The organism is Mycobacterium sp. BMJ-28, from assembly GCF_054404835.1.
The window spans coordinates 4919410-4942758 of the sequence record NZ_CM136783.1; the positions used below are offsets into that span (position 1 = coordinate 4919410).

Annotated in this window: 18 protein-coding genes; 10 read left to right on the forward strand and 8 right to left on the reverse strand. The window is 68.6% G+C overall.

Annotated features, from left to right (window positions below; translation table 11 throughout):
- Nucleotides 1-42 precede the first annotated feature (42 nt).
- Nucleotides 43-2055 carry an SDR family oxidoreductase gene (locus ACXPWS_RS24410; RefSeq protein WP_458709126.1) on the forward strand — a complete coding sequence of 671 codons (2013 nt, stop codon included), beginning with the start codon at nucleotides 43-45 and terminating at the stop codon, nucleotides 2053-2055.
- A gap of 85 nt (nucleotides 2056-2140) precedes the next feature.
- The gene (locus ACXPWS_RS24415; RefSeq protein ID WP_458713678.1) at nucleotides 2141-3130 is read left to right on the forward strand and encodes a nucleoside hydrolase; all 990 of its coding nucleotides are present in this window, start codon (nucleotides 2141-2143) and stop codon (nucleotides 3128-3130) included.
- An 18-nt stretch (nucleotides 3131-3148) separates the two neighbouring features.
- Here the strand turns inward: ACXPWS_RS24415 and ACXPWS_RS24420 are convergent, their stop codons facing one another.
- Together ACXPWS_RS24420 and ACXPWS_RS24425 are read right to left on the reverse strand one after the other, a co-directional pair.
- On the reverse strand, nucleotides 3149-4696 hold the full coding sequence (locus ACXPWS_RS24420; RefSeq protein WP_458713679.1) for a DNA polymerase Y family protein: 1548 nt from the start codon (nucleotides 4694-4696) through the stop codon (nucleotides 3149-3151).
- A gap of 28 nt (nucleotides 4697-4724) precedes the next feature.
- A complete protein-coding gene (locus ACXPWS_RS24425; protein ID WP_458709127.1) occupies nucleotides 4725-5426 on the reverse strand; it encodes a hypothetical protein in 702 nt (233 codons plus the stop codon).
- A gap of 280 nt (nucleotides 5427-5706) precedes the next feature.
- On the opposite strand from ACXPWS_RS24425, the gene ACXPWS_RS24430 reads away from it, so the two are divergent.
- The 4 genes from ACXPWS_RS24430 to ACXPWS_RS24445 all read left to right on the forward strand — a co-directional run bounded on the left by ACXPWS_RS24430 (nucleotide 5707) and on the right by ACXPWS_RS24445 (nucleotide 10681).
- Complete coding sequence (locus tag ACXPWS_RS24430; RefSeq protein WP_458709128.1) at nucleotides 5707-5955, forward strand: hypothetical protein; 249 nt, start codon at nucleotides 5707-5709, stop codon at nucleotides 5953-5955.
- A gap of 56 nt (nucleotides 5956-6011) precedes the next feature.
- The gene (locus tag ACXPWS_RS24435; RefSeq protein WP_458709129.1) at nucleotides 6012-7622 is read left to right on the forward strand and encodes a S53 family peptidase; all 1611 of its coding nucleotides are present in this window, start codon (nucleotides 6012-6014) and stop codon (nucleotides 7620-7622) included.
- Nucleotides 7622-9565 (forward strand): zinc ribbon domain-containing protein, encoded by a 1944-nt coding sequence (locus ACXPWS_RS24440; RefSeq protein WP_458709130.1) that lies wholly within the window; start codon nucleotides 7622-7624, stop codon nucleotides 9563-9565. Before ACXPWS_RS24435 ends, ACXPWS_RS24440 begins: the two co-directional genes overlap by 1 nt.
- 213 nt (nucleotides 9566-9778) lie before the next feature.
- Complete coding sequence (locus tag ACXPWS_RS24445) at nucleotides 9779-10681, forward strand: MerR family transcriptional regulator (RefSeq protein ID WP_458709131.1); 903 nt, start codon at nucleotides 9779-9781, stop codon at nucleotides 10679-10681.
- 1 nt (nucleotide 10682) lies between these two features.
- Here the strand turns inward: ACXPWS_RS24445 and guaA are convergent, their stop codons facing one another.
- Together guaA and ACXPWS_RS24455 are read right to left on the reverse strand one after the other, a co-directional pair.
- Nucleotides 10683-12236, reverse strand: a complete 1554-nt coding sequence (gene guaA, locus ACXPWS_RS24450; RefSeq protein WP_458709132.1) for a glutamine-hydrolyzing GMP synthase — start codon at nucleotides 12234-12236, stop codon at nucleotides 10683-10685.
- A 9-nt stretch (nucleotides 12237-12245) separates the two neighbouring features.
- Nucleotides 12246-12839 carry a TetR/AcrR family transcriptional regulator gene (locus ACXPWS_RS24455; protein ID WP_458709133.1) on the reverse strand — a complete coding sequence of 198 codons (594 nt, stop codon included), beginning with the start codon at nucleotides 12837-12839 and terminating at the stop codon, nucleotides 12246-12248.
- 72 nt (nucleotides 12840-12911) lie between these two features.
- Between ACXPWS_RS24455 and ACXPWS_RS24460 the strand changes: the two genes are divergently transcribed.
- The 3 genes from ACXPWS_RS24460 to ACXPWS_RS24470 all read left to right on the forward strand — a co-directional run bounded on the left by ACXPWS_RS24460 (nucleotide 12912) and on the right by ACXPWS_RS24470 (nucleotide 17009).
- On the forward strand, nucleotides 12912-13838 hold the full coding sequence (locus tag ACXPWS_RS24460; RefSeq protein WP_458709134.1) for a TauD/TfdA dioxygenase family protein: 927 nt from the start codon (nucleotides 12912-12914) through the stop codon (nucleotides 13836-13838).
- A gap of 64 nt (nucleotides 13839-13902) precedes the next feature.
- Nucleotides 13903-14649 (forward strand): beta-phosphoglucomutase family hydrolase, encoded by a 747-nt coding sequence (locus ACXPWS_RS24465; protein WP_458709135.1) that lies wholly within the window; start codon nucleotides 13903-13905, stop codon nucleotides 14647-14649.
- Nucleotides 14646-17009: a glycoside hydrolase family 65 protein gene (locus ACXPWS_RS24470; protein WP_458709136.1), complete on the forward strand. Its 2364-nt coding sequence runs from the start codon at nucleotides 14646-14648 to the stop codon at nucleotides 17007-17009. Before ACXPWS_RS24465 ends, ACXPWS_RS24470 begins: the two co-directional genes overlap by 4 nt.
- Before the next feature lie 7 nt (nucleotides 17010-17016).
- Here ACXPWS_RS24470 and ACXPWS_RS24475 read toward each other — a convergent pair whose 3' ends face one another.
- Together ACXPWS_RS24475 and ACXPWS_RS24480 are read right to left on the reverse strand one after the other, a co-directional pair.
- Nucleotides 17017-18975: a YhgE/Pip family protein gene (locus ACXPWS_RS24475; RefSeq protein ID WP_458709137.1), complete on the reverse strand. Its 1959-nt coding sequence runs from the start codon at nucleotides 18973-18975 to the stop codon at nucleotides 17017-17019.
- Nucleotides 18975-19694, reverse strand: coding sequence for a hypothetical protein (locus ACXPWS_RS24480; RefSeq protein WP_458709138.1), 720 nt, complete (start codon nucleotides 19692-19694; stop codon nucleotides 18975-18977). Before ACXPWS_RS24480 ends, ACXPWS_RS24475 begins: the two co-directional genes overlap by 1 nt.
- A gap of 47 nt (nucleotides 19695-19741) precedes the next feature.
- Between ACXPWS_RS24480 and ACXPWS_RS24485 the strand changes: the two genes are divergently transcribed.
- Nucleotides 19742-20374, forward strand: coding sequence for a TetR/AcrR family transcriptional regulator (locus tag ACXPWS_RS24485; RefSeq protein WP_458709139.1), 633 nt, complete (start codon nucleotides 19742-19744; stop codon nucleotides 20372-20374).
- A gap of 3 nt (nucleotides 20375-20377) precedes the next feature.
- Here ACXPWS_RS24485 and ACXPWS_RS24490 read toward each other — a convergent pair whose 3' ends face one another.
- Together ACXPWS_RS24490 and ACXPWS_RS24495 are read right to left on the reverse strand one after the other, a co-directional pair.
- Nucleotides 20378-22114 carry a GMC oxidoreductase gene (locus ACXPWS_RS24490; protein ID WP_458709140.1) on the reverse strand — a complete coding sequence of 579 codons (1737 nt, stop codon included), beginning with the start codon at nucleotides 22112-22114 and terminating at the stop codon, nucleotides 20378-20380.
- 72 nt (nucleotides 22115-22186) lie between these two features.
- Nucleotides 22187-23323, reverse strand: coding sequence for a GuaB3 family IMP dehydrogenase-related protein (locus ACXPWS_RS24495; protein ID WP_458713680.1), 1137 nt, complete (start codon nucleotides 23321-23323; stop codon nucleotides 22187-22189).
- Nucleotides 23324-23349 lie beyond the last annotated feature (26 nt).

Sequence of the window (23349 nt, forward strand, 5' to 3'; positions counted from 1 at the left end):
ACGTTAGTTGACGTACGAGTCCGCAAGGACGAGCATGGCCGCATGAATTATGTCGTTACCGGCGGTACCGGGTTTATCGGCCGCCGCATCGTGTCCCGGCTCGCGCGCGACAGGGACGACGCCCAGGTGTGGGTGCTGGTGCGCCGCGAATCGCTCGGCCGTTTCGAGCGACTTGCCCAGTCCTGGGGTCCGCGGGTGAAACCCCTGGTAGGCGACTTGGGCGAACCTGGCCTGGGCCTCGGTGACGACGCGCTGACCGAGCTCGGCGATATCGATCACGTGGTGCACTGCGCGGCGATCTACGACATGACCGCCCCCGAAGCCCAGCAGCGCGCCGCCAATGTCGAGGGCACCAGGGCCGTCATCGACCTGACCCGGCGGCTGGACGCCACCCTGCACCACGTGTCGTCGATCGCGGTGGCCGGCAGTTACCCGGGTGTCTACACCGAGGATGATTTCGACGTCGCCCAGGATCTGCCTACCCCGTATCACCAGACCAAGTTCGAGGCCGAACAACTGGTCCGCGCCGGCGGACTCCGGCACCGCATCTACCGGCCCGCTGTCGTCGTCGGTGACTCGCGCACCGGTGAGATGGACAAGATCGACGGCCCCTATTACTTCTTCGGGATGCTGGCCAAGCTCGCGGTGCTGCCCAGTTTCACCCCGATGGTGTTGCCCGACACCGGCCGCACCAACATCGTTCCGGTGGACTATGTCGTATCGGCACTCGTCCATCTCATGCACAGCCCCGACCGCGATGGGCAGACCTTCCACCTGACCGCACCGAAATCGATTGGGCTACGCGGCATCTACCGCGGTGTGGCGCGCGAAGCCGGGCTGCCGGCGCTACGCGGGTCGCTGCCCAGCGCCACGGTGACCCCGGTACTCAAGGCCACCGGGCGGGCCAAGCTGCTGCGCAATATGGCGGCCACCCAACTCGGTATCCCCGCCGAGATCCTCGACGTCGTCGACCTGGCACCCACTTTCACAGCGGAACACACCGAAGAAGCGTTGCGCGGCACCGGAATCGAGGTGCCCGAGTTCGCGTCCTACGCGCCGAGACTGTGGCGGTACTGGGCCGAACATCTGGACCCGGACCGGGCCCGCCGCGACGATCCGGACGGTCCCCTGGTCGGCAGGCACGTCGTCATCACCGGCGCCTCAAGCGGTATCGGCCGCGCCTCGGCAGTGGCCGTCGCCCAGCGCGGCGCCACGGTATTCGCCTTGGCGCGCAATGCCGATGCGCTCGACGACCTGGTGACCGAGATCCGCGCCGCGGGTGGGCAGGCGCACGCCTTCACCTGTGACGTCACCGATTCGTCCTCCGTCGAGCACACCGTCAAGGACATTCTGGGCCGGTTCGGGCACGTGGACTATCTGGTGAACAACGCCGGCCGGTCCATCCGCCGGTCGGTGTCGGCATCCACGGACCGGCTGCACGATTACGAACGGGTGATGGCGGTCAACTACTTCGGCGCGGTCCGGATGGTGCTGGCACTGCTACCCCATTGGCAGGAAAGGCGTTTCGGGCACGTGGTGAATGTGTCCAGCGCCGGCGTGCAGGCCAACAGCCCCAAATACAGTGCCTACCTACCGACCAAGGCCGCCCTGGATGCATTCTCCGAGGTGGTCGGCACCGAGACGTTGTCGGACCACATCACGTTCACCAACATCCACATGCCGTTGGTGAGCACCCCGATGATCGCGCCGTCGCGGCGGCTGAACCCGATGCCGCCGATCACCGCCGAGCACGCCGCCGCGATGGTGGTGCGCGGCCTGATCGAAAAACCGGCCCGCATCGACACTCCGGTCGGCACGCTCGCCGATCTGGGTACCTACTTCACCCCGCGGCTGTCGCGGCGGGTGCTGCACCAGATCTATCTGGGGTACCCGGATTCCGCGGCCGCGAGGGGTGAGGCGCCGGCCGCGCCGAGCGCCGGAACGATGCCGCACCCACCGCGCCAACCCAAGCGTGCGGTCCGCGCCGCACGCACCGCGCGGGTACCCCGGCCGGTGAAGCGAGCCGTGCGGCTGATTCCCGGGGTGCACTGGTAACCGGCCGGGCCCTAGGGTGGGCGACGTGACGGGTGCAACGAGGCTGCCGGTGTTCGCCGACGTGGACACCGGGGTGGACGACGCGATGGCGTTGGCCTACCTGTTCGCCAGCGACGACGCCGAGGTGGTGGGGATCGCATCGACGGCGGGCAATGTGCCCGTCCAACAGGTATGCGATAACAACCTGGGGCTGCTGAAACTGTGCGGGATGACCGGCATCGAAGTCGCCAAGGGCGCCGACGGTCCGTTGAGCATTCCGTTGCGCACCGCCGAGGACACCCACGGCCCCGAGGGACTGGGCTACGCCCGGTTGCCGGCGAGCGACCAGGCCTTGGCGCCGTACGACGCGGCCGATGCCTGGGTGGGCGCCGCGCACGCCCGTCCCGGTGAGTTGATCGGGCTGGTCACCGGTCCGCTCACCAATCTCGCGCTGGCGCTGCGCAAAGAGCCGGCGCTGCCCAGGCTGCTGCGTCGACTGGTGATCATGGGCGGGGCCTTCGACTATCGCGGTAACACCACGGCCGTGGCGGAGTGGAATATCAGCGTCGATCCCGAGTCCGCGGCCGAGGTGTTCGCGGTCTGGGGTGCGGCGTGGGGCCTGCACAAGCCAACCCATCTGCCGATCATCTTGGGGCTCAACCTGACTGAGAACGCGGTGATGACGCCGCCGATCCTGGCCCGGCTCGCGGTGGCGGCCGGGTCGCCATCGGCGCAGCTGAGTGTGCTCGACGATCGCGGCACCCATTCGACCGCGGCCAACCCGCTGATCCGGGTGCTCGAGGACGCCATGCGGTTCTACTTCGAGTTCCATTTCGACCAGGGCGAGGGTTATCTGGCGCATCTGCACGATCCGCTGGCCGCGGCGGTGGCCCTGGATCCCGACCTGGTGCGCTACCGCCAGGCCACCGTCGACGTCGAGCTGACCGGCACCCTGACCCGCGGGATGACGGTGGCGGACTGGAACGGCCGGTGGGGTCGTGACCTCAACGCGCATGTCGGGATGGAGGTCGATCCGAACGCGTTCTTCGACCGATTCATCGCCCGCGTCGGGCCGTTCGCCCAGGGTCTGGGTTAGACCCACGGTGCGGGAACGTCATTCATAGATTCCCTCCACATACCAGCGGCGCTGCCGGTAACACAGCAGCATCGCCGGGCCCGGGTCGGTACCGCCGCCGAGCAGCACCTGAGCCCGCGCGGTCCGGCCGGCTCGCGCCGACCCCGGATCCCACCATCGCTCGTCGACCGGCCACGGACCGGCCCACCACTGCAGCGCCGCGGCCAGCTCCGGGGATTTCAGCCGCGCCGGATCGGTGGAGAACAGCCCGCGGGCCGTCACCCGTACCGGATTGCCTTCGGCGTCAAGCAGTTCCACCGGGTCATCGAGCAGCACCGCCGGGGCGGGTTCGGGCAATTGCCCCGGCCACGGCTGGCGCGGATCCGCCGCGGGTACCGGCTCGTCACCCAGCACCGCGAAGGTGATGCGCTCGGCCGGCCCGCGCCCACCGGACAGCACCGGCACCTGCACCGCCTCCGGCCCGAGCAGACCCTGTACCCGCACCAGCGCGCGCCGGGCCCGCAAGCGGTCGTCGTCACCCGAGGATCCCCACAGTGGGAGTTGGAGGGCGCCGGCGGACACCACCTCCACCGGATGCAGCCGCAGTGTCACGACAGGAGCCGTGGGGCCCGGGCCGCCGAGACTCCGCTTCGTCAGCCAGCCGTCCAGTTGCCAGCGCACCCGGTCGGCGGTGGCGTCCTCGGTCAGCGGCTCGGCGCACCGCCAAACCCGGTACAGCTCTTCCCCGTTCGCGGTGACCGCCTGGATGGCCAGCCTGGTACACCCGACCCCCGCCGATTCCAGACTGCGGTGCAGTTCACCGGCCAGGAACCGGCCGGCGAAGGCCGCCGCATCCACCCGGTCGATCGGTGGGTCGCAGTTCATCACGGCATCGAGGTCGCGTTCGGGCTCGCGCCCGGACGGTCCGCGGGACTGCTCACCGCAGGCGAACCGGTGCGCCAGGATCGCATCCGCGCCGAACCGGGATGCGACATCGGTCCGAGACAGCGCGGCGAACTGGCCGATGCTGCGAATGCCCATGCGCCACAAAAGGTCTGCCAGCTCATCGCGGCCCGGCGAGGCCAGGCTCGGTTCGGTGGCCAGCTCCCGGATGGACAGCCCGGACAGGAACGGCGCGTCCTGCCCCGGTTCGACGATCCGGCCGGCCCGCGCCGCGAACACCGCGGTGGCCAGTTGGTCCGCAATGCCGGTCTGGCATTCGGCCCCGGCCGCCGCCACCGCATCGACCAGGCGTTCCGCTGCGGCATGTTCGGACCCGAAATAGCGGGCAGCGCCGCGCACCGGCATCACCAGCAGACCCGGCCGCAGCACCTCCGCCCGTGGCACCACCTCGTCGACCGCCGCCGTCACGCCTTCGAAATACCGGGCATCGCGCGCCGGATCGGCGGTGCTGACGTGCAACTGCGGGCACCGGGCCTGAGCCTCCCGGCGCCGCAGGCCGCGCCGCACCCCGGCGGCCCGCGCGGACGCCGAACAGGCGATGACCCGGTTGGCCAGTGTCACCGCGACCGGATCCGTCGCGGCCAGGCCGGCCGCCGCGGCCGCCGCCACCGCGGGCCAATCCATGCACCAGAGCGCGAGAACCCGGGACACGCTAGCCACCCACGGCGGCGGTATGCGCCAATCCGGGGATCCGGCCGCGGGTACGGGTCACCAATCGCACCCGGCCGATCCGCCCGCAGCCGGGCACCGGTCGGGCCCCGTCCGCGCCGATCACCTCATAACCGCTGACGGTGGCGTCCAGCCGGGCCGCCGCACCTGGCCAGTCACCCCCGGTGACCAACAGCGTGCATTTTTTCTGCCGGGCCCGCGCCGTCACCGCACGGGCCCGCGCCCCCGGGACCATCCGGCCCCCCAGGTCGAGCACCACCAGGTCCAGACCGTCCAGCAGGACCGCGGCCACCTCGACCCGATCGGCACCGGGATCCGGGATGACCGCGATCCGGCTCAGGTCCGCCCCCATCTCGGCCGCCGCCAGCAGGCCGGCCCGGGGCGCTCCGACGATCGCGGCGTGCCCACCGGCCGCCGTCACCGCCGCCACCATGCTCAGCGGCAGCGACCGGGCGCCCGTGAGCACTGCCACAATCCCCTTGGGCAACGCGCCCTGGAGCGCACCGGCCAGCACCTCAGGGACTTCCAGCAAACTATCCGAGTCGGGCGCCGGGTCGTTCTCCCGCGCCCTGCCCGAAGTCCGGGAACCCACCTTGGCGGAGACTTCGGCCATTCTGCGACGAAGGTGTTCGACCTGATCAGCCCGGTTTATCGGACGCGAGTCAAGCCGCGAAGCCGCTGTCACAACAGCACCTCCCGTACCGCCAGATCCACCCGTATTCGAACACATGTTCGATCGCTCGAGTAAACACTTCCAGTGTTCCACCGTCAAGCGCTGTGTAATGGCTGTGCGCCCGGCTGATGCCTGCGCTACAGTCTGGGCACCAGCGCTCGCTTCGGATCAAGGCTGGGGTACGGGACCACAGCGAATCGCCAGGTAGACTGCTTACGAACCGTGCGGAATCGCCAACGATTCCCCGAAGGCCGGCTCATACACCACTCGGGGGAGAGGTAAGGACCGCATCATGAACTCAAGTCTGACCCGTCGCGTCTCGGCTGCTGTCGGGGGCGCCGCCATTCTGGCGATGATCGGCTTCACCGCCGCCTGCGGCAGTGAAGAGAAGAAGGCTCCCGAGACCTCGACCACGACGACCACCACCACGGCGCCGTCGGTCGAGCCCACCGAGAAGTCGATCAGCCCCTCCGGCGGCAACAAGTTCACCCCCACGGTGAAGGCCCCGCCGGCCCCGACCGCCATCCCCGGCGACAACTGACACGTTGGTACGAGCGGGCCGGGTCTGCCTGACGTGCAGGCCCGGCACCTCGGAACGTGAACCGACACCGCACGGGCATCGCCCACTGGCTACCGGCACTGATCATTGCCGGCGTGCTGGTCTTCGCCTCTGATCTGCCGATCAACCGACACCTCGCCGGGACCAACTTCATCGATGGTCCCTACGCGTCGTTACTGGCCGCCTCGACCGACCTCGGTCCGGCCCACCCGCAGCAGATTCAGCTGACCGCCGAACTCACCGGTCAGCATCGCCCCACCGAGCTCATCGAATGGACCCGCGACCGGGGGCTCTCGGTCTCGTGGCGCCCCAGTGACAACTGGGCCATCGTCGAGGGCACTCCGGACACCGTGGCGCGCGCCTTCGAGGTATCCGTGCACGACTACCGCGGCCGCCACGGCCAGCAGTTCTACGCGTCGCCGCAACAGCCGCTGGTCCCCCAGTCGCTGCGCGGCGAGGTCACCGAACTCGGACGGATCCTCGGCTACACCCCACACCACGTCTCGCGACCGGACATCGCACTGGACGTCCCGGACCGCGGGCTGACCCCGAACGCCCTGTTGACCACATACAACGCCGACAAACTCGCGGCAGCGGGTTTCACCGGCAAGGGCACCACCATCGTCATCTTCGCGTTCAGCGGTTACGACCAGAAAGACCTCGACACCTTCTCCACCATGTTCAGCCTGCCCCGGTTCACCCCGGAGACGATGGGCGATCCGCTGCCGGTGGCCCATGGCGAGACGACGATGGATCTCCAAGTGGCACATGCCGTTGCGCCCGATGCACGCAAGGTCGTGGTCAACGCCCGGCCCACCGTCCAGGGCGACGGCGCCTACCAGAAGATCGGCAAGCTGATGGAGGACACCGACCGTGCCTATCCCGGCGCGGTCTGGAGCCTGTCGATCGGCTGGGGCTGCGACAAGCTGCTCACCGCGGCCGACCTCGCCCCGGTCCGCTCCGCGCTACGGATCGCCCAGTCGCACGGCACCACGGCCTACAACGCCAGCGGCGATCTGGCCGGCCTGGAATGCAAGGGCGGCACCGACTGGGATTCGGTGCCCGGCCCCGACGACATCGGGCTGGACTCGGTGTCGTCGCTGCCCGAGATGACCAGCGTCGGGGGCACCACACTGTCCACCGACAACCGGGGCAGCTGGCTGGCCGAACAGACCTGGTTCGACGTCCCGTTGTCCCAGGGCACCGGCGGCGGCGTGTCCACCCTTTTCGATCTGCCGCCCTGGCAGCGCGCCGCGGCCGGGCAGGTACCTGCCGCGCGCAACATCGGCAAGCGGATGACCCCGGACATCTCGGCGGTGGCCGACCCGTTCACCGGCGTCAAGATCGTGCTCAACAGTGACGTGGTGATCGGCGGCGGCACTTCGCAGTCGGCGCCCATCTGGGCCGGCCTGACGGCGGTGATGGACCAGTACCTGCTCGCCAACGGCGGCAACCTGATCGGTGAGATCAACCCGCTGCTGTACCGCATCGCCGCCGGCGCCCCACGGCCGGCGTTCCGGGACATCACGCTGGGCGGCAACGCCGTTGACATCGCCACCCCCGGCTACGACCTGGTCAGCGGATTGGGCACGCCCGATATCGACAACCTCGCCCGTAATCTGCTGATCGCACAAAGGGTTCAGGCCTGATGACCACCACCACCGACGATGACACCTCGGCCCCGGGAATGGTGCAGTGCCCGATCTGTCAGGTCGACGTTCCCGCCGGCAAGTACTGCGGATTGTGCGGTGTTCCGCTCGCCGAACATCAGGCCGGCGACGGACCGCACTGGCTGCGGGCCCGGACCTTCAGCGCCGCTCCCGGTCAGCATCTGCTGACCCCGTCGGTCACCAGTTCCCTGTTCCCGCACCTGTCCCCGCGGTCCCGTAAGGCGTTCCTGCTGGGGCTGGGGCTGCTCGTGGTGGCCCTGACGCTGGCGACGGTCTTCCGGTTGCCCGCCGCGCTCATCACGGTGGCCTCCCTCGGTCTTCCGCTGTTGTTCGCCATGTACATTCGCGAATCCGATCTCGCCGAGGACATTCCCCGCAGCACCCTGGCGCTCACGGCGGGGCTCGGGATCGCACTCGGCGTGACATGGGTGCTGCTGACCGGAGCCGCGGTCGCCCGCGCCTACGGTGTGCCGCTGGGCGCCGGTATCGCCGGGGCGCGCATCATGCGTGACGGGATCGGCATCCCGGTCGGCGCCATGATCATCATGCTGGTGCCTGCGGTGGTGATCCGGCTGACCCGCCCCGGTACGCGAGAAGCGCTGGACGGCTACGCAATCGGCGCGCTGGGCGCGCTGGCCTTCAGCGGGGCGGCGACGTTGAGCCGGTTGGCGCCGCAGTTCACCACCGGCATGGTGGCCCGGGCTCGGCCGTTGGACGGCCTGTTGGTCGAGGCGGGCATCCGGGGAATCGCCGTCCCCCTCACCGCAGCGGCCGTCGGCGGGTTGATCGGCGCCGCACTATGGTTCACCCGGCCGCCCGGCAAGATCGGCAAACACCGCGGGTTCGTCCGTCTCACCCTGGTCTCCATCGCGGTGATCGTCGTCGCCGTCTATGCCTGCCTCGGGCTGATCGATGTGGCCCGGATCCCCCAATGGCTGCAATTGGGCGTGCATCTCACCCTGGCCATGCTCGCACTGCTGGCCCTGCGCGTCGGCCTGCACCTGGCCCTGCTGCACGAAGCCCAAGACGACATGCGCGCCGACGAACCCCTGCTCTGCAGCGAGTGCAACCATGTCGTCCCGGACGCACCGTTCTGCGCGAACTGCGGCGCGGCGATGCACGCGTCGTCGCGCAAGTCCAGGAACTCGCGGCGCCAGGAGCGCCCGATCCGGCTGGCCGAGGAGCAGACGACGGGTCCGATCATCGTCGGTCTGGCGCCGGGTTATTCGCTTCATTCCGGGACTTTCACCGCCCCGCCCCCGCGCAAGACGTCGTTCCGCTGGATCGCGCTGGTGTTGAGCACCGCGATACTGGTGGTGGCCGGCGGCCTGGTCGGGCTGTCCGGTCTGCTGGAGAAGCCGTCGGCTCGCTACGTATGCCCGCCGGACTGTGGCCGGCCCCCGATGGGGCAACCGGTGACGGTCAACCCGCGGTTCACCGCTGCCGACGGCTCGTTCTCGGTGTCCTACCCGTCCACCGAGTCGGCCTACCAGGTCACCACCTCCGACTCCGGCGTGACGGCGGTCTTCCAGGCCAGCGATGGCGGCACGTTGCGCTTGTTCAGCGAGCCCGCGCGCGGCCGGTCACCGCGCGACATCGCCAACGCGTTGGTGAAGCGGACATTTCCCGACACCAAGATCGCCTACGAGATTCCCAATGCCATGGTGGGCTACCAACCCGGCTACGGGCTGGTGGCCGACTGCTGGCCGCAGGGCGCGATGAGCAGTTACACCCGGATGCGGGTGGTCGTGATCGCCGCGGTGAAGAACGACGTCGCACTGGTGGCCGGAGCGGTCGGCCCGTATCACGCCTTCGGCCCCGATTTCGGCTCGGGCAAGCCCTCTGCCGTCGGCCTGGAAATCGCCTTGGACATGGGCAAATACGTGAACAGCTTCAGCTGGCGGGGCGACCCACCGCGCTGATCCCCGCCCGCCCGATCGACTTGCACTGCGGTGCAACCGATATGGCCAATCCTGGTCGACCCTGGACGTAACGCGCGGATACATCCGTGCAGAGTCGTTGCGGCGCAGCGTAATCAGCAAAGTTGCCGGCTGAGGTCGGTCGGCACGCAGTATCGTCGACAGATGCCTGACCTCAGCTTCGGCGATCACGTCCCCGCCAGTCCCGTGGCTTAGATGCCGCCGCCCAAGCCCCGACCGCCCGTCGGCGCCATCGCGAACATCCTGGGCGGCCTGCGCCGCACGCCCCGGCAGATCCGCAAGGGTTCACGCGATATCGTCGAGACGGCGGTATCGCAGCTGTTCGACGCGGCGGTTCAGCCACACGGGGTGGCGGCCTCGGGCGAATACCGAATCGAGGAGCTGGCCAGACTGGCCGGCTCCACCACGCGCAACATCCGGGTGTATCGCGACCGCGGGCTGCTGCACCCGCCGCTGCGGGTCGGACGGATCGCGCTGTTCAACGACACCCATCTGACCCGGCTGCGGCTGATCACCTCAATGCTGGATCGCGGGTACAACATCGCCCATGTGCACGAGATGCTCAGCGCGTGGGAGCAGGGCAAGGACATCGGCGACGTGCTCGGCCTGGAGAACGCCATCGCCGGCACCTGGGCCACCGAGAAATCCGAGCGAATGCCGTTGGCGCAGGCCAAAAAGCTGATCGGCGACGATGTCGGCGCCTTCGACCGGCTGGTGGCCAACGGCACGGTCAAGCTCGACGGTGCGGACGCGGTCATCCTGCGTCCGAAGCTGATCGACGCGTTCAACGACATCCGACAGTACGGGGTCGGCCTTGCCGACCTGATCGACGTCCACGAACGCGTGCTACCCCACATCGATGAGATCAGCTCGATCCTGGTGCAAGCCGGAGTGGATCACCTGGCGCACCGGATCAAACCGGGTGAATCGTTGCCCGCCGATACCGAAGTGGCCGAGCTGATCTCGATGCTGGTGCGGTTCCGCACCCAGGCGGTCGCGGCGGTCACCGCAACACTGGAGTTCTCGATCGAGTCGACCATCGAATCCGTCGTCGCTGCAATACTCACCGACTACGTCGGCAAGGACGCACCCGAGTAGCTCACTCCCACTCGATGGTGCCCGGCGGCTTGCTGGTGATGTCCAGCACCACGCGGTTCACCTCGGGCACCTCGTTGGTGATCCGGGTGGAGATGCGCTCCAGCACGTCGTAGGGCACCCGGGTCCAGTCCGCGGTCATGGCGTCCTCGCTGGACACCGGACGCAGCACGATCGGGTGACCGTAGGTGCGGCCGTCGCCCTGCACGCCCACCGAGCGCACATCGCCGAGGAGCACCACCGGGCACTGCCAGATCTGGTGGTCCAGGCCGGCGGTGGTCAACTCTTCGCGGGCGATCGCATCGGCCCTGCGCAGCGTGTCCAGCCGGCCTGCGGTCACCTCCCCGACGATCCGGATACCCAATCCCGGTCCTGGGAAGGGCTGGCGCGCAACGATTTCCTCGGGCAGCCCCAACTCGCGGCCGACGGCACGGACCTCGTCCTTGAACAGCAACCGCAGCGGTTCGACGAGCTTGAACTTCAGGTCCTCGGGCAGCCCGCCGACGTTGTGATGGCTCTTGATGTTCGCGGTGCCGGTGCCGCCGCCGGACTCCACCACGTCCGGGTACAGCGTGCCCTGCACCAGGAAGTCGATCTCGAACTCGCTGAGGCTGTCGCGCACCGCGCCCTCGAACGCGCGGATGAATTCACGGCCGATGATCTTGCGCTTGCCTTCGGGATTGGTGACCCCGGTCAGGGCGTCCAGGAAGCGGTCGGCGACGTCGACGGTCACCAGCTTGGCCCCGGTGGCGGCGACGAAGTCGCGTTGCACCTGCGCCCGCTCCCCCGCCCGCAGCAGGCCGTGGTCGACGAACACACAGGTCAACCGGTCCCCGATGGCGCGTTGGACCAGTGCAGCGGCGACCGCGGAATCCACCCCGCCGGACAGTCCGCAGATGGCCCGTCCGTCACCGACCTGGGCGCGCACCTGCTCGATGAGCTGCTCGGCGATGTTGGCCGGCGTCCACGCGGCGCTGATCCCGGCGAAGTCGTGCAGGAACCGGCTCAGCACATGCTGCCCGTGCGGCGAGTGCAGCACCTCGGGGTGGTACTGCACTCCCGCCAGCCGGCGGGCCCGGTTCTCGAAGGCGGCCACCGGGGCGCCGGCACTGGCGGCCACGACATCGAATCCGTCGGGCGCCTCGGTGACGGCGTCGCCGTGGCTCATCCACACCGGCTGGGTTTCCGGCAGCTCCGAATGCAGTTGCCCGCCGGACACTTTCAGTTCGGTGCGGCCGTACTCGCTGGTGCCGGTGTGCGCCACCGTACCGCCGAGCACCTGGGCCATGGCCTGGAAGCCGTAGCAGATGCCGAACACCGGGACGTCCAGATCGAACAGTGCCGGGTCCAGCTTCGGCGCACCGTCGGCGTAGACGCTGGCGGGTCCGCCGGAGAGCACGATGGCCTGCGGATCGCGGGCCTTGATCTCCTCGACCGTCGCGGTGTGCGGGATGACTTCGGAGAACACCCGGGCTTCCCGCACGCGCCGCGCGATCAGCTGGGCGTACTGCGCGCCGAAGTCGATGACGAGGACGGGGCGGCTCGGAGCTGATTCCACCCGCTCAGTCTAAGAGTTGTGCTGCTCGGCGGCGGTTCGGCCTCGGTCCGGCGCCAGTATCCCGGCGACCTGGGCGCCGATGACGGCGCGCAGGTCGGTCTCGGTGACATCGCCGAGGCCCGTCGCAGACCGCAGGAACGGCTCGAACATCCGCCAGCCGAGCTGCAGCGCAACGGCATTGGCCACGGCCAGCCGAGCGGCCCGGTCATCGGCCGGTGCGTCCCCGTAGCGGGGCCGCACCGTCTCCAGCAGCAGGGCGATATTCGGGAACCGGGTCTGCAGCTGCCCCACCGGATAACCGTCGAGCAGGGCCCGGGCCATGACGCGGGTGTGCCGGTCGGTCGCCTGTTCGATGTCCTCGGCCGGCGCTCCGCCGGACACCAGGGCGATCAGGGCCGCGCCCAGGTGGTCCAGCACCGCGCCGACCAGCCGTTCCTTGGTGCCGAAGTGCCGGTACACCAGCCCGTGGTTGACCCGGGACCGGCTCGCGATGTCCCGGATCGAGGTCGCCGACGGTCCACGCTGGGCGAACAGGTCGGCCGCGGCCTCCAGAACGGCCGCCACCACCTCCTCCCGGCCGGTTGGTGGCGTGTCTGCAGTCACTTGACTACACTAGCCCACAGCGCAGGTGTAGTCACCTGACTACACCTCCTTCGGCCAGTGCAAAGGATTGATATGACCATCACCGTGACCCAGCTGGGCAGCCACATCGGCGCCCGTATCGACGGCGTTGTCCTCGGCGGCGATCTCGACGCCGGGACCGTCGGCGAGATCCGCCGTGCGCTGCTGCGCCACAAGGTGGTGTTCTTCGGGTCCCAGCACGACCTCGACGACGACCGCCAGCAGGCCTTCGCCCGGCTGCTCGGCACCCCGGTCGGGCATCACGCGTTCAAGCGCGACGGTGCAGGCGTCATCGCCCCGATCGACTCCGAGTACGCCAAGGCCACCCGCTGGCACACCGACGTCACCTTCATGCCGGACTATCCCGCGATCTCGGTGCTGCGCGCGGTGACGCTGCCCAGCTACGGCGGCTCCACCCTGTGGGCCTCCACCGCGGCCGGCTACGACTCGTTGCCGGATCCGCTCAAGCGCCTCGCCGAGAACCTGTGGGCACTTCACAGCAACCGTTACGACTATGCGGGCGCACCGACCGCGGCGATGACCGACACCCAGCGCGCGCTGCGGGAGGTGTTCGAGAAACCGGACTTGCGCACCGAACATCCCGTGGTGCGGGTCCACCCCGAGACCGGTGAACGCACCCTGCTCGCCGGTGATTTCGTCCGCGCCCTGCTCGGTATGGACGGTCACGAGTCACACGCCCTGGTGGACCTGCTGCAGCGTCGGATCACCATGCCCGAGAACACCGTTCGCTGGAACTGGGCGCCCGGTGACGTCGCCATGTGGGACAACCGGGCCACCCAGCACCGCGCCGTCGACGACTACGACGACCAGCACCGGGTCATGCACCGGGTGACCCTGGCCGGCGACGTGCCGGTGGACGTATACGGCCGGCGCAGCCGCGCCCTGGGCGAGCGCAGCGACCCGGTCGACCCGCCCGCGCACTGCCACGCGGGCGCAATGTCACAACTTCACCAAGCATGACCACGGCCGGAAACGGGCATGGTGGACTGGGGACCTGTCCACCATGCGAAAGCGAGGACCGCCAATGCTGGGCTTGCCGGCGGGCGTGTGCGCCTGCCTGTTCGACCTCGACGGGGTGCTGACCGACACCGCGAGCGTGCACAAGACGGCATGGAAGGCGATGTTCGACCAGTATTTGCGGGCGCGCGCGGACCACACCGGCGACCGGTTCATCCCGTTCGACGTCGAGCACGACTACCTGACCTATGTCGACGGCAAGCGCCGTGAGGACGGCGTGCGCGCCTTCCTGACCAGCCGCGATATCGAGCTTCCCGAGGGCACCCCGGACGATCCGCCGGACGCCGAGACGATATCCGGCCTGGGCAACCGCAAGAACGACATGTTCCAGAAGGTGCTGCACACCGACGGCGTCGAGGTGTTCGAGGGATCCCGGCGCTATCTCACCGAGGTGGCCGCCGCGGGTCTCGCGGTGGCGGTGGTGTCCTCCAGCGCCAATACCCGTGAGGTGCTGGAGGTGACCGGTCTGGCCCGCTATGTGCGCCAGCGGGTGGACGGGGTCACCCTGCGGGACGAACACATCCCGGGCAAGCCGGCGCCCGACTCGTTCCTGCGGGCGGCCCAGCTGCTGGGCACCGAGCCCGCCGCCGCGGCGGTTTTCGAGGACGCGCTGGCCGGTGTGGCCGCGGGCCGCGCCGGGCGGTTCGGATACGTGGTGGGCGTGGACCGGGTCGGTCAGGCCGATGAGCTGCGATCCCACGGCGCGGACATCGTCGTCACCGATCTCGCCGACCTGCTGCGGGATGGCCGATGATCACCCATGACGCCTTCCCCGTCGAGCCGTGGCGGATCCATGAGACGCGGCTGGACCTCGACCTGCTGGCCCAGTCCGAATCCGTGTTCGCACTGTCGAACGGCCATATCGGGCTGCGCGGCAATTTCGACGAGGGCGAACCACACGGCCTGCCGGGCACCTATCTGAATTCGTTCTACGAAACCCGGACCCTGCCCTATGCCGAAACCGGCTTCGGCTATCCGGAGGCCGGGCAGACCATCGTCGACATCACCAACGGCAAGATCATCCGGCTGCTCGTCGACGACGAGCCGTTCGACGTTCGTTACGGCGAACTGGTGGACCATGAGCGGGTGCTCGACCTGCGGGCCGGGACGCTGTCGCGGGTGGCCCAATGGCGTTCGCCGGCGGGCAAACAGGTGAAGATCACCTCCACCAGATTGGTGTCACTGACCCAGCGCAGCGTGGCGGCCATCGAGTACGTGGTCGAGACAGTTGACGAATTCGTCCGGCTCACAGTGCAATCCGAGCTGGTGGCCAATGAGGATCAACCGGAGACATCCGCCGACCCCCGGGTGGCCACCGCACTGGTACGCCCGCTGGAGCCGGTCTCCCATGAGCACACCGAAACTGGTGGGCTGCTGGTGCATCAGACCCGCAACAGCGGTCTGATGATGGCCGCGGCGATGGAGCATGAGGTCGACGTTCCCGGGCGGGTCGAGATCAGCACGGACGCCAGGGCCGATCTGGCACGCACCACGGTGATCTGTGGTCTACGGCCGGGCCAGAAGCTGCGCATCGTCAAGTATCTGGCCTATGGCTGGTCCAGCCTGCGATCCCGCCCCGCGCTACGTGACCAGGCCGCCGGGGCCATCGCCGGCGCCAAATACAGCGGCTGGCAGGGCCTGCTCGACGCCCAGCGCGCGTATCTGGACGAATTCTGGGATGCCGCCGACGTCGAGGTGTGGGGCGATCCGGACAGCCAGCAGGCGGTCCGCTTCGGGTTGTTCCACGTCCTGCAGGCCAGCGCCCGCGCCGAACGCCGCGCGATCCCCGGCAAGGGCCTGACCGGTACCGGATACGACGGTCACGCCTTCTGGGACACAGAAGGTTTCGTGCTGCCGGTGCTCACCTACACCAAACCGCACGCCGCCGCCGACGCGCTCCGGTGGCGGGCCACCACGCTGCAGCTGGCCAAGGACCGTGCCGCACAGCTCAGTCTGGCCGGCGCCAGTTTCCCGTGGCGCACCATTGCCGGTGAGGAGTGTTCGGCGTACTGGCCGGCCGGCACGGCGGCCTGGCACATCAACGCCGACATCGCGATGGCCTTCGAGCGCTACCGACTGGTGACCGGCGACGAGAGCCTGGAACGCGAATGCGGGCTTGCCGTGTTGGTGGAGACCGCGCGGCTGTGGATCTCGCTGGGCCACCACGATCGGCACGGGGTATGGCACCTCGACGGTGTCACCGGGCCCGACGAGTACACCGCCCTGATGAGCGACAACGTGTTCACCAATTTGATGGCGGCGCACAACCTTCGGGTGGCAGCGCAGGCTTGCCTGCGGCACCCCGAGGCGGCCCACGCCGTCGGCGTGACCACCGAGGAGACCGCCGCCTGGCGGGATGCGGCCGCCGCGGTGCACATCCCGTTCGACGAGGAACTCGGTGTGCACCAACAATGCGCGGGTTTCACGAATCTGGCGGAATGGAATTTTTCGGCCAACGACCAATATCCGCTGCTGCTGCACGAGCACTACGTCCGGCTGTACCCCACGCAGGTGCTCAAACAGGCCGACCTGGTGCTGGCCATGCACTGGCAGAGCCACGCCTTCACCCCGGCGCAGAAGGCGCACAACGTGGACTATTACGAGCGCCGCACCACCAGGGATTCGTCGTTGTCGGCGTGCACGCAGGCGGTGCTGTGCGCGGAGGTGGGGCACCTGGAACTCGCCCACGACTACGCCTACGAGGCCGCCCTGATCGATCTGCGCGACCTGCACCACAACACCCGCGACGGCCTGCACATGGCCTCGTTGGCCGGCGCCTGGATCGCGCTGGTAGCCGGGTTCGGCGGGCTGCGCGACGACGAGGGTGTGCTGGCATTGGACCCGCGCCTGCCCGACGGGATCGACCGGCTGCGATTCCGGTTGCGCTGGCGCGAATTCCGCCTGACCGTCGATGCCACCCACGCCGAGGTGTCCTACACCCTGCGCGACGGCCCGCACTCGAAGCTGAACATTCGGCACGCCGGGCGTGATCTGGAGCTGAGCACCCGCGAGCCCACCACGGTGCAGGTGGCCACCCGTAAGCCGCTGCTGCCCGCGCCGCCGCAGCCCCCCGGCCGCGAACCGGTGCGCCGGCGGATGACCCCGGCGGAGTGACCGTCGGTCACATCTTGATCGCCGGCATCAGCCGGGTGAGGTTCCACATCCGGTTGCGCCGGGCCGACAGCGCGGAGATCACCAGCGACCCCGCCAGGATGATCAGCAGCGCGGCCACGGCCTGCCAGAGCCGGAAGTCGATGCCGCCGAGGATGAGCTGACGTAATCCGTTCACCCCGTACGTCATCGGGTCGTAGGCGTGGAATGCTTGGAACGGCTTGGAGGTCGTTTCCACCGGGTACATGCCGCCCGCACTGACCAGCTGCAGCATCAGCAATGCCATGATCAGCACCCGGCCGACGGCCGGCCCGACGAGGGCGTTGATCGCCTGTGTAGCGGCGACGAACGCACACGAGACCAACATCATGAAGCCCAACATCGCCACGGGATGGGCGGCGTTCATACCCAGCGCGAACCGCACCACGCAGTACAGGATCACCGCCTGGCACAACGCGATCGCCACCGCGGGCAGATAGCTGGCCAGCACGACGCGGATGGCCAGCACCTCCGCGGCGATCGGGCGGTTCTGCAACGGGCGCAGCACCATCCAGAGCACCAGCGCACCGAAGAACAGCGCGAGGGTGATGAAGAACGGCGCCATCCCGGTGCCGAAGTTCGGGGCGGCGTTCTCATGTGCGGTCTCCAGGTGCACCGGGCCGCCGATGGTGTCGGCGATCGACTCCTTCTGTGCGGTGGACCATTCGGGTACCTGCTTGGCGCCGTCGGCGAGTTTGGTGGCCAGCTCGGCCGATCCCGTCCGCAGTTGACCGGTGCCCGTCTTGAGCTGTCGTGCACCGTCATCGAGTTTGACCACCCCGCTTGCCAATTCGGCACTGCCGGAGGCGAGTTTCTGTGCACCGCCGCGCAACTCGTCCAGTTTGGCCGTCAGCTCCTGGCCCTTGGCGCCCACCTGATCCAGGCCGGTGCTCAGCGGGCTACCGGGGGTGCGCAGCGACGACGTCATCGATATCGCGGCGTTCTCGGCGTCGGTCAGCTGCCTGCGGATCGGTTCGGTGAACTGGTGGGCGCGCAGCTGGTCCTGCACACCGCGCAGGGTCCCGGCCGCGTTGTTGGCCAACGGATCTCCGCTCGCGGACAGCTGATCGATGACCGTGCTGAGTGAGGTGACCGCGGCGTCCTGAGCGGTGCTGATGGCACCGATCTGATCATTGGCCTGCCGCAGCGCCGCGGTGCCCTGTGTCAGCTTTTCGGTGTCGCCGCCCAGCTGCGAGAGTGCCCTGGTGACCGATACCAGCGGATCGGTCGCTTTGGTGATGCCGTCGGAGAGTTGCTTGGCGCCGGCGGCCACCTGCGCCGACCCGGAGCGCGCGGTGTGCAGCCCCGAAGACAACTGTCCCGCGCCGTCGTCGACTTTCACTGAACCGTCGGCGAGCTGCCGGGCGCCGTCGGCGGCGGCTTTGATGCCGGACCCGGAGCTGACCACCACCGAGAGCACCTGGTTGACGGCCTGGCCGGAGATCCGGGTCGACACCGCGTTGAGCACCTGGTCGGTCGCGGTCCGGCCGATGCTGGACGAGATGTAGTTGTTGGCATCGTTGTAGACGGCGATCAGGTTGGCCTGTTTCGGCTGCCCGGTGAGCGGCGAGGCGATGGCTTCGCTGAAATCCGGGGGCAATTCGAGCATGAAGTAGTACTTGCCGTGCTCGACGCCGGTGCGTGCCTCGTCGGGGCTCACCACGTGCCAGTCCATGCTGCCGTCGGCGGTCAGGCTCTTGGCGATCTCGTCGCCTGCGTTCACCTGCTGCCCGGACACCATTGCCCCGCGGTCCGCGTTGACCAGCGCCACCGGCATCTTGTTCACGTGGCCGAACGGATCCCAGTACGCCCACAGATACAGCGCGCCGTAGACCAGCGGCAGCAGCATGAGCACCACGATCGCCACCCGGGTCAGCCGACTCCGGGCGAAGCGTTTGATCTCGGACCCGAAGGCAAGTCCTGCCGGCATCATCGGTCCTTTCGGGTCGGGCTGCGGTGGTCATGGAGGTCGTGCACGGGCGCGTCGGAGCCGAGCGGATTGGTCACGCCGACGACGACGGTGCGCCGCTGCGCGAGTGCGCCGAGCCGCTCGACGGCGAGCGCACGCCGGGTGTTGTCGCGGACCTGTTCGAGATCGCCGACCACCAGGATCGGCCGATCCGAGAACAGCGCCAGGGTGACTCGCAGCAGGAACAGCTCCAGGTCGGACAGTTCACTGACATAGGTGGCCGCCGACGGCGGTGCCATCTCGCCGAACACCTCGGCCAGGGTGGTCGCGCCGGCCTGCGCGGGCACCCGGCGGTACCACGGCGTCAGCCACCGGTGCTGTTCGGCGAGCACCGTGGACACGGTCACCGAGTCCTCCAGATCGTCGATATCGGCGAATGCCGCGATCGAACAGTGCCTGCGGATCGCGTCCGGCCGGCTTTCGCCACACACGCTGACGCTGCCGTAACTCGGTTTGAGCCGGCCGGCCAAGGTCAACAACAGGGCAGTCTGCCCCCACCCGCCGGGCATCTGGATGGCGTGGAAACCGCTGGTGAGCGCGAGATCGATACCAGCGAACAACGGTCCGTGCTCGCCGTCGACCCCGAGCCCGGTCGCGACGATCAGCGCGGGAGCGCAATCTTGCGGTTCGGCGGTGTCCTCCGGCTCCTGCTCCGCTGCGATGTCCTCGTCGTCTGCCATCTCCACACCTTTCGATACCGACTGGTATCCAATCGATACTTGCGAGTATGCTGATGTCCATGTCGCCTGTCAAACCCGTGCGGACCCGCCCCACTCGCGATGAGGTACGCGACCGGATCCTCGATGCGGCGTTGGGCGTATTCGCCGCCGAAGGGTTCGCCGGCACCACCATCGACGCGATCGGGCAGGCCGCCGGATTCACCAAGGGTGCGGTGTACTCCAACTTCGAATCCAAGGACGAGTTGTTCCTGGCCCTGCTGGACCGCCAGTTCGAGACCCGCAGCGAATTGATCGTGACCGCGTTCGACCACGGCGGCGGCGACATCGCCGCCACGGCCCGGGCGCTGAGCCAATCGATGCTCGACTCGATCCAGGACCAAGATCAGTATCAGCTGGTGCTGTTCGAGTTCTGGCTACGCGCCGTGCGCGATCCGCAACTGCGCGAACGCCTCATCGCGCGGCGCCGGGCCGCCGTCGAACAGGCGATGCGGGTCGTCGAGCGGGCGGGCACCGGCCTACCCGCTCCACGACTGGCCGATCTTGCCCAGCTCGTGGTCACCATCACCGCCGGTGTCGCGATGGAGGAACTGCTTCAGCCCGGGATCATCCGCGCCGACATGATCGAGCGAATGATCACCCGGCTGCTCGAATCCGTCCCCGCCGCAACCGATCAGAACTGACCGTCAGCCCGCCGAGCTGACGGGCTGGATGGGCAGCCGGCGCAATGCGCCGGGGGCGTCGACGGGCACCACCGGGCGCACCGGTTGCACCGGCGCCAGCCGCTGATAGGCCTCTCCCTGGGCCGGCCGCAGGTCTGCTTCGCCCTTGTTCGGCCACAGCGACGCCGCCCGTTCGGCCTGCGCCGTGATCGAAAGCGATGGATTCACACCGAGATTCGCCGAGATCGAGGCACCGTCGGTGACGTACAGGGTGGGATAGTTGTACACCCGGTGATACGGGTCGATGACACCCGTCTCGGCGCTGTCACCGATGGCCGCACCGCCCAGGAAGTGCGCGGTGAGCGGGATGTTGAACAGCTCGCCCCAAGTGCCGCCTGCCACGCCGTCGATCTTCTCGGCGATCCGGCGGGTCACCTCGTTCCCGGCCGGGATCCAGGTCGGATTCGGTTCGCCATGCCCCTGTTTGGACGACATCAGCCGCTTGCCGAGTGGTCCGCGCTTGGTGAACGTGGTGATCGAGTTGTCCAGGTGCTGCATCACCAGCGCGATGACGGTCCGTTCGCTCCAGTCCCGCGGGTTGAGCAGTCGGATCACCCCACGCGGATCCTGGCCGGCCTGGTCGAGGAACTGCCGCCACCTCGGCACGTCGGTGCCCTTGGGTCCGGCGCCGTCGGTCATCAGCGTCTGCAGCAGACCCATCGCGTTGGACCCCTTGCCGTAGCGCACCGGCTCGACGTGCGTGTCGGCGGTCGGATGGATCGACGACGTGATGGCCACCCCGTGCGTCAGATCCAGCTCCGATGGCACCGACAGTGTCTGTGCGCCCACGATGGACTCCGAGTTGGTGCGGGTCAGCACCCCGAGCCGCTGCGACAGCCTGGGCAGCTTCCCGGTGTCGCGCATCTTGAACAGCAGCTTCTGGGTGTTGTAGGTGCCCGCCGCGACGATCAGGTTGGTGGCGGTGAACGTCTTGCGCTTGCGCCGCAGCTTGCTTCCGGTCCGCACGGTGCTGACCTCCCACAGGCCGTCGGCCCGCTGACTGAAGCTGGTCACCGTCGTCATCGGATGCACTTGCGCCCCAGCGGATTCCGCGAGGCCCAGGTAATTCTTCACCAGGGTGTTCTTGGCGCCGTGCCGACAGCCCGTCATGCATTCGCCGCATTCGATGCACCCGGTGCGGGCCGGGCCCGCGCCGCCGAAGTACGGGTCCGGAACCGTCTTGCCGGGGGCCTTCTCCCCGTCCGGCCCGAAGAACACACCCACCGGCGTGGCGACGAAGGTGTCCCCCACGCCCATGTCGTCGGCGACCTCCTTCATCAGGCGGTCGGCATCGGTGAAGGTCGGGTTCTTCACCACCCCGAGCATGCGCTGCGCCTGCTCGTAGTGCGGCATCAACTCCGAGCGCCAGTCGGTGATACCCGACCACTGCTTGTCGGCGAAGAACGGCTCCGGCGGCACGTACAGGGTGTTGGCGTAGTTCAACGAACCGCCACCCACCCCGGCGCCGGCCAGGATCATGCAGTTGCGCAGCAGATGGATGCGCTGGATGCCGTACATGCCCAGTTGCGGCGCCCACAGGAAGCGGCGCAGATCCCAGGAGGTCTTGGCGAAATCGGCGTCGGTGTAGCGCGGGCCAGCTTCCAGGACCCCGACCCGGTACCCCTTCTCGGTGAGGCGAAGCGCGCTGACGCTGCCGCCGAAACCCGAGCCGATGATCAGAACGTCATAATCAGGCTGCATCAGACCAGTATGACGCTACCGGCAGGTAACTTTCTAGACAGGAACACCTAACTTGTAAAGAGTGTCCGATCCTCAGGCGCCGACCGTGAGGCCGACCTTCTGAAATTCCTTGAGGTCGCAATACCCGGCCTTGGCCATCGACCTGGCCAGCCCGCCGACCAGGTTCAGCGAACCGAACGGATCGTCGGACGGGCCGTCGAGCACCTGCTTGAGTGGCGGGCGTTCACCATGCGCCACCTGCAGCAGCGCGCCGCGCGGCAACGACGGGTGCGCCGCCGCCGACGGCCAGAACCAGCCGCCACCGAGGGCTTCGGCCGCGGACGACAGCGGAGTGCCGAGCACCACTGCATCGGCGCCGCAGGCGATCGCTTTGGCCAGGTCACCGGAGGTATGGATGTCGCCGTCGGCCAGCACGTGCACGTAACGTCCGCCGGTCTCGTCGAGGTATTCGCGGCGCGCCGCGGCGGCGTCGGCGATGGCGGTGGCCATCGGCACGCTGATGCCGAGCACCTCATCGCTGGTGGTGACCCCGCGGGTGGAGCCGTACCCGACGATGACGCCGGCCGCCCCCGTGCGCATCAGGTGCAGCGCGGTGCGGTGATCCAGCACGCCACCCGCCACCACCGGGATGTCCAGCTCGGAGATGAACGTCTTGAGGTTGAGGGGCTCGCCGACGCCGTGATCCTGGGCGACCCTTTCAGCTGAGATGATGGTGCCCTGCACGACCAGCAGGTCGATCCCGGCGGCCACCAGCGCCGGCGTCAGCGCCTGCGCATTCTGCGGGCTGACCCGCACCGCGGTGGTCACACCGGCCTCGCGGATGCGGGCGACGGCCGCGCCGAGCAGACCCGGGTCCAGCGGCGCCGCGTGCAACTGCTGCAGCAACCGGATCGCGGCCGACTCATCCGAGGAGGTCGCGGCGACTTCGATGACCTGGGCCACCTTGTCCTCGACATCAGCGTGCCTGCCGATCAGACCCTCGCCGTTGAGCACGCCGAGACCGCCGAGCCGGCCCATCTCGATGGCGAACTCGACCGACACCAGGGCGTCCGTCGGGTGCGCCATCACCGGGATCTCGAACCGGTAGGCGTCCAGCTGCCAGGCCGTGGACACGTCCTTGCTGGACCGGGTGCGCCGGGACGGGACGATGTTGATCTCGTCGAGTTCGTAGGTGCGGCGGGCGGTTCTGCCCATGCCGATTTCAACCATGTCACGCATGTTGTGAGTCCTTGCGG